At 41.5% G+C, this 6398-nt stretch carries 7 protein-coding genes; all 7 read right to left on the bottom strand.

Annotated elements, in window-relative coordinates:
* Nucleotides 1-72: 72 nt before the first annotated feature.
* A complete protein-coding gene (ftsZ, locus tag MHI44_RS19795) occupies nucleotides 73-1215 on the bottom strand; it encodes a cell division protein FtsZ (protein ID WP_095843675.1) in 1143 nt (380 codons plus the stop codon).
* Between the two features lie 35 nt (nucleotides 1216-1250).
* Nucleotides 1251-2573 (bottom strand): cell division protein FtsA, encoded by a 1323-nt coding sequence (gene ftsA / locus MHI44_RS19790; protein WP_003232169.1) that lies wholly within the window; start codon nucleotides 2571-2573, stop codon nucleotides 1251-1253.
* Nucleotides 2574-2746: 173 nt separating this feature from the next.
* Nucleotides 2747-3112, bottom strand: a complete 366-nt coding sequence (locus tag MHI44_RS19785; protein WP_003238683.1) for a small basic family protein — start codon at nucleotides 3110-3112, stop codon at nucleotides 2747-2749.
* Nucleotides 3113-3129: 17 nt separating this feature from the next.
* The gene (locus tag MHI44_RS19780; protein WP_019712168.1) at nucleotides 3130-3837 is read right to left on the bottom strand and encodes a DUF881 domain-containing protein; all 708 of its coding nucleotides are present in this window, start codon (nucleotides 3835-3837) and stop codon (nucleotides 3130-3132) included.
* 22 nt (nucleotides 3838-3859) lie between these two features.
* Complete coding sequence (locus MHI44_RS19775) at nucleotides 3860-4555, bottom strand: DUF881 domain-containing protein (RefSeq protein ID WP_015483203.1); 696 nt, start codon at nucleotides 4553-4555, stop codon at nucleotides 3860-3862.
* Nucleotides 4552-5343, bottom strand: coding sequence for a cell division protein DivIB (gene divIB / locus MHI44_RS19770; RefSeq protein WP_003232178.1), 792 nt, complete (start codon nucleotides 5341-5343; stop codon nucleotides 4552-4554). The genes MHI44_RS19775 and divIB overlap by 4 nt, the downstream gene beginning before the upstream one ends.
* A 129-nt stretch (nucleotides 5344-5472) precedes the next feature.
* On the bottom strand, nucleotides 5473-6384 hold the full coding sequence (gene murB, locus MHI44_RS19765; RefSeq protein ID WP_003232182.1) for a UDP-N-acetylmuramate dehydrogenase: 912 nt from the start codon (nucleotides 6382-6384) through the stop codon (nucleotides 5473-5475).
* Nucleotides 6385-6398: the final 14 nt, after the last annotated feature.

Genomic DNA, 6398 nt, shown 5'->3' with positions numbered 1-6398 from the left:
ATTAAAAGAAACAATTTAATTAAAAGGCTGTTGAGATATACTCAACAGCCTTTTAATTTTTTGTTCTTTTACCTATCTTCCGTTGTTTCTATTTCTAAGAAACGTTGGAATATCAAGCGTATCCTCTGAGGAGTGAAATGATCGTTGGTGATTATTTTTATTCTGATGTTGTTCTTCACGTTTCGATACTCTCTGTGTGTCTTGGTTTGATTTAGTCACTGGTGCAACTGGTCTCTCCTTAAGCTTAGATAGATCCAGTTCCTGTTCAATAAATCCAGTTGCAATTAAAGTTACAACAATTTCATCTTTTAGATCTTCGTTAATGATTGATCCAAAAATCATATTTACATCTTGATCTGATGCTGCAGCTACAATATCAGCCGCTTCTTGCACTTCATATAAACTTAAGTTTATACCACCTGTTATATTCAGGAGAACACCTTGAGCACCGTCAATTGCTGTTTCAAGTAATGGACTGGAAATTGCTTTTTTAGCAGCTTCAGCAGCACGGTTTTCACCTGTGGCAACTCCGATACCCATCAAAGCAGATCCTTTGTTTGACATGATTGTTTTCACATCAGCAAAGTCAAGGTTGATAAGACCAGGTGTAGCAATCAAGTCAGAAATACCTTGAACCCCTTGGCGAAGTACGTTATCCGCTTCACGGAATGCTTCAAGCATCGGTGTGTTTTTATCAACAATTTCAAGGATACGGTCGTTCGGGATCACGATCAGTGTATCCACCGCTTCTTTCATTGCCGAGATTCCGCCTGCAGCCTGAAGCTGTCTTTTGCGTCCTTCGAAGGTAAACGGTCTTGTCACAACGCCGACAGTTAATGCGCCTAAGTCTTTCGCGATTTGTGCGATAACCGGTGCGGCACCTGTTCCTGTTCCGCCGCCCATACCAGCTGTCACGAATACCATGTCAGCACCTTTAAGTGCTTCTTCAATCTGCTCTTTGCTTTCTTCAGCGGCTTTTTTCCCGACTTCCGGATTCGCACCTGCTCCCAATCCTCTAGTCAGCTTTGCGCCGATTTGCATTTTCACTTCTGCTTTTGACAGGTTAAGAGCTTGAGCGTCCGTGTTTACCGCGATATACTCTACTCCTTGCACTTCATTTTCAATCATTCGGTTAACGGCGTTGTTACCGCCGCCTCCTACTCCGATTACTTTAATTGATGCTAAGCCGTCTATGTTTGTTTCGAACTCCAACATGCTAAATCCTCCTAATCTGCCGAATGACTATCTATCTATTCCCAAAACATGCTTAATAGTTTTTTCATTTTGCTCTGTTTATTATGTTCGGCTTGTGTTTTTTGTTTTCCTTTTGGCCGCTGCTGCACCTCATTTTGGTGATGATGCTGCTCTTGTTCCTCAGATGATGAGACTGCGATTTCCTGTATCGCTTCTTCAGGCATCTTAAAGCCTATTTTTCTGCCTTGGATTCTTGCATTCCGGCAGGCGAATTGGATCAGGCCCACTCCCGTCATATATTGAGGATCTCTTACACCGATATAATTCGGGCTTGCCACTCTGACATTGTTTTGCAGCACATCCTGTGCCAAAGACATGACACCCGGCATAGCTGCTTGTCCTCCTGTCAGCACGAAGCCTCCCGGCAGATCGGTAATTCCCATACTGCGAAGCTCTTCTGAAACAATTTCAAGAATTTCTTCTACTCTCGCTTCAATGATATTCGCTGCTTCTTGCTGTGTAAATGTTTGTTTTTGATTGGTGCCTATAACGGTTACCTCAAATATTTCATCTTCCGAGGCTTCGTCATAGTAGGCATGTCCAAATTGCTTTTTCACGCGTTCTGCTTCTTCTGTTGACGTTCTCAATCCGATGGAGATATCTTTGGTGATATTTTCGCCTCCGAGAGGAATGACACGGGTAGAAGTGAGATGTCCGTTCTGGAATACGGCAATGGTTGTTGACCCTCCCCCTATATCAATGAGAGCCACACCAAGGTTTTTCTCGTCCTTTGATAATGCAGCAGAACCGGCTGCCAGCGGCTGAAGGCAAATATCAGTTATTTCAATACCAGCTCTTTCAACGCAGCGGAGTAAGTTATGTAAGATTGTTTTTGAACCGGTGATCAAGGTGCCCTCTACTTCTAAACGCACACCCAGCATTTTTTTCGGGTCGGTGATTTCATCTCTTCCATCTACGATAAACTGTTTAGGAATGACGTCAACAATCAGCTGTTCGTGCGGTACTGAAACAACCTGTGCCGCCTCCATGACACGGCGTACATCTTCAACCTGAATTTCCTTATTTTCACTGGAAACTGCTACAACACCGTTTGTATCTTGAATATTGATATAATTTCCATTAACGCCGACAATAGCTTTTCTAAGCGGAAAACCTACCATTCTTTCAGCTTGGTCAAACGCTTTTCTTATAGAATGAACGGTCTCATCTATATCAACGATTGAGCCTTTTTTCAACCCTTCAGACGGTACATTTCCCACACCGATAATATTAAGGGAATCATCTGTCATTTCTCCGACGATCACTTTTGTATTGGACGTACCGATGTCAAGACTGACGTAAAGTTCATTGTTGTTCATTCTATGGCACCTCCTCACATTTCGATCATTTCTATTCTATTATTTGCGGAACAACAATACAATGAATGTGGCTTTACAAGTGTGTAACAAAAAATAACAACAGAATATTTTTATGTGTTTTTCACATTTTATGTTTATTGAAAATATTCGTTATATCCTATGTATATCCTCTTTTATATCACATTTTTTTTATTTTTTTTAGAAAGAGTCCACTTTGTTAGTAGATTTCTTCTGATAACGGCTATATTCTGAAATAATCTGACTCCAAATGCGAATATACCTGCTAAATACAAGTCTACACCAAGATGGACTCCCAGAAAAGCTAAACTTATTGCCAATATAATATTAAAAAAGAAACCGGAAACAAATACCATTTCATCATATGTACCTTGTAAATGCGCCCTGATTCCGCCGATTAATGTATCAAGTGCGGCAAGCACCGCAAGCGATAAATAGTTTGAGTATTCACTCGGTATCGTTAAGTTTGTCATTAGTCCAATCGCTATTCCGAGCACCAGTCCCAACACGGGCAGCCACATGACAATTCTCCTCCTTTTCAGTCTTTAAGCAGTTTCAGCTGTTGTACGTCCAGTGGTCTGTCATATGCTTTTAATATTAGTTTGCTTTCAGATTTACCGGCTTTTAATGCTAAATTTTCAGATGCAAAAAGATCCTCAAGGCCTGACCCCTTCACTCTGCTGTGTAACATGTCCGGATCTTTGGCAAGCACTTTTACTGTTAAAGGATAATCGTCAAGGGCGTATCCGTCTATTTTTGTAGTGCCGTTTATATCTCTGATGACTGTATGATTCACAACTCTTCGCTCGTTAATCGAGATATGCTCTGCACCGTAGGAGTTGAGTTCATTTATCAGCTTTTTCAGCAAATCCGGAGGCGGATTTTCGATCGGCTCTCCTGTTAAGCTTTCAGAAAAAAGCGGGGAAATCGTAATGACAATTCCGCTACCTGTTATATCGGTCATGCCGGCTGTTTTTTTTAAGGATTGCAAGGTATTATTTAGCGCGGTTTCTTTTGTCATTTCTTTCGTTTGCGAATAGCTATTCAGCAATTTGTCATATTTGTTTATTTCAGCCAGCAGCTTTTCCTGCTTCTTCTGCTCTGATGTCAGCTCTTCCCTAATATCCCACATATCTCTTGTATCCCGGACTTTGGGGTGCTTTAACGAATTAAACTGAACAGATATCATCAGGCCGAAGATGACCATAAGAACACTGATGCTTATGAAGGAACGCTTTATTTTCAATCTATTTCACCCGCTTTTTCAGTCATTCCTTCGTTTTCAGAATCGGTTTCATTTGTACGTTTTTCTCTTTTTCTGCCGACACAGAAATATGATCCATTGACAGCTGATCAATTAGGCCTCCAGCGATATTTAACGAGGGCAGCAGGACATCTGGATCTCCAATAGCGGATACCGTAAACGGAGCGGGATGCTGCACCCCGTCTACCGTTACCACAGGACCATTGCATTTGATATACGAATCATGCGTCAAACGCTGTCCATTAACGGCGACAGCTGCCGCTCCTGAGATATACAGTTCGTTTACTACTTGGAAGATATGGCTTTCGTGAACGATGTAACTATTCACATTCTCCCCTTCCGGTATGTATGACGCATCTTCCAATGTCACCTCAACGCCTTCTCCCTGCACACCGACTTCCCCAATATACATCCTGTATTTTTCTGTATCTTCGAGGACATTATAGTATTCCGACTTCTCTTTCTTCAGCTTATTTTCCGCCTGGCGGACTTTGTTTTGCTTTTGATATAATTCTTTTTCAAGCTTCTTATTTTCTTTCTCTTGTTTCAGAAGTTCATCTCTCAGCGCATATTCTTTTTTCCACTCTTCCGTCTCAGCCGCGCTTTTGTTGTTTTCTTTTGTCATTTGAAAAGAAAATGAAATCAAAAAACCTGCGATAAGCATAATCAAGGAAAGAAGGACTGCTGATTTGCCCCTCAATTTTCATCTTCCTTTTTAGCAGCTTTATCGTTTTTCCCAAACTCTTCAAAATAGGTGGCAACTTCTAAATGAATGATTCCTTTTTTATTGCTGCTTAGCTGTGAGATGATAGAAGGATACGTCTTCATTCGGTCTGCAAACGTTTTAATAGATGCCGTAACAACATAACCGTCGTTCATGTACAACTTAATACGGTTTTCATCCATTTTTACAGGCGTATAATAAATTTCTGAAATCGACTGTTTTAACGAATTTGACAACGCATCGAGCTGCTTGGCCATTTGAGACCGCTTCTTCGCGTTTGTCCAATTCACTAAAATCGGTCCGGCATCATCCGGCGTTACTTCGTTTGGCAGAACTGAGCCGTTTTCAAGCACTTCATAGTACACATCGTCTTTTTCTAAATAAGCAATCGCTTTATATTCTTCGATTGCAATGTTGATTTTATTAGGAAGCGATTTGCTGATCTCCGCTTTTTTCACTAATTTATTTTGCTGAATCTTCTTTTCTGTTTTTTGCTTGTCCAAACTCCAAAACTCAGTATCTCCGCTGTTAATATCGGAAAGGTCGATAATTTCCTTTTTTGATACATTTTCATTCCCTGTAACAGAGATTGTTGATACTTTACTGATTGGTGTTTGCAGGTACACAATGATCAGCACCATAATAAAAAAGAGCATAATAAATGAAATGAGACGGCGGTTTGCCTTTTGTTTCCTCTGCTCTTTAATTTTAGGGATCCGCTCTTCAATGTTAACGATTTTTTCTCGGTCTTGACCCGGGTTCATTGCCTGTTCACCTCATTCAAATGAAACAGCTGTTAAAAGTCTGTCTATTCCAAAACAAACGGCATACTATGATGCCGTTTGTCGTTTGCTTACAGTATATCATATGAACAGCTTCAGTCAGAACTTGAATCAGCGATTTCCGCCGATGATTTCAACCTCTGTGTGCATATCAATCTCGTATTTTTCACGGATTGTCTTTTTCACATGGTCAATGAGATCAAGCACATCTTTTGCTGATGCTCCTCCCGCATTGACGATGAAGTTTCCGTGCATCTCCGATATCTTTGCACCGCCGATTTGATATCCTTTCAAGCCTGCTTTTTCTACAAGGTTCCCGGCATGATTCGGAAGCGGATTTCTGAATATGCTTCCCGCACAAGGGCTTGAATACGGCTGTGTATTTTTTCTATAGTCTTTATTGCTTTGCATTTGCTGAACGATTGATTCCTTATCCTTCTGCTCAAGCTGCAAAACAGCTTCAAGGCAAACGCCCGGGCGTTTCTTTTGCAGTACAGATGTCCTGTAGCTGAAATCCATCTGCTCATTTGTCAGCCACTCAATCGTTCCGTCTTCAAATAAAATATGCGCTTTGACGAGGATCTCGCTCATATCAGAACCGTGAGCGCCGGCATTCATATAAACCGCTCCGCCGACTGATCCTGGAATGCCGGCAGCAAATTCCAAACCGGACAGGCCTTTTTTGCTCAATGATGTAGCAAGGCGGACCACCGAATAACCGCCTCCGACTGTTACTTGTTCCCCTTCAAGCTCCAAATGGTCAAGACCCGCCCCCAACTTGATCACTACGCCTCTAATTCCTTCATCTAAAACAAGAAGATTTGATCCGCGGCCGATGACTGTCCACTTCACATCATATTTTTTAATCACGTCCATGATGTCTTTAACAGCATCTACACTGCTTGGAATGACCAATACATCCGCAGGTCCGCCGATTTTCATCGTTGTATGATTCGCGAGCGGTTCATTTGCAAGAACCTTGCCGACTTCTCGTTCTTTTAATTCCTGTATCACTTTCTCCATCGTAAACCTCCGCA

The organism is Bacillus sp. FSL K6-1366 (assembly GCF_037976695.1).
Classification (GTDB): Bacteria; Bacillota; Bacilli; order Bacillales; family Bacillaceae; genus Bacillus; species Bacillus subtilis.
This window is presented reverse-complemented; position numbering and strand designations above follow the sequence as displayed.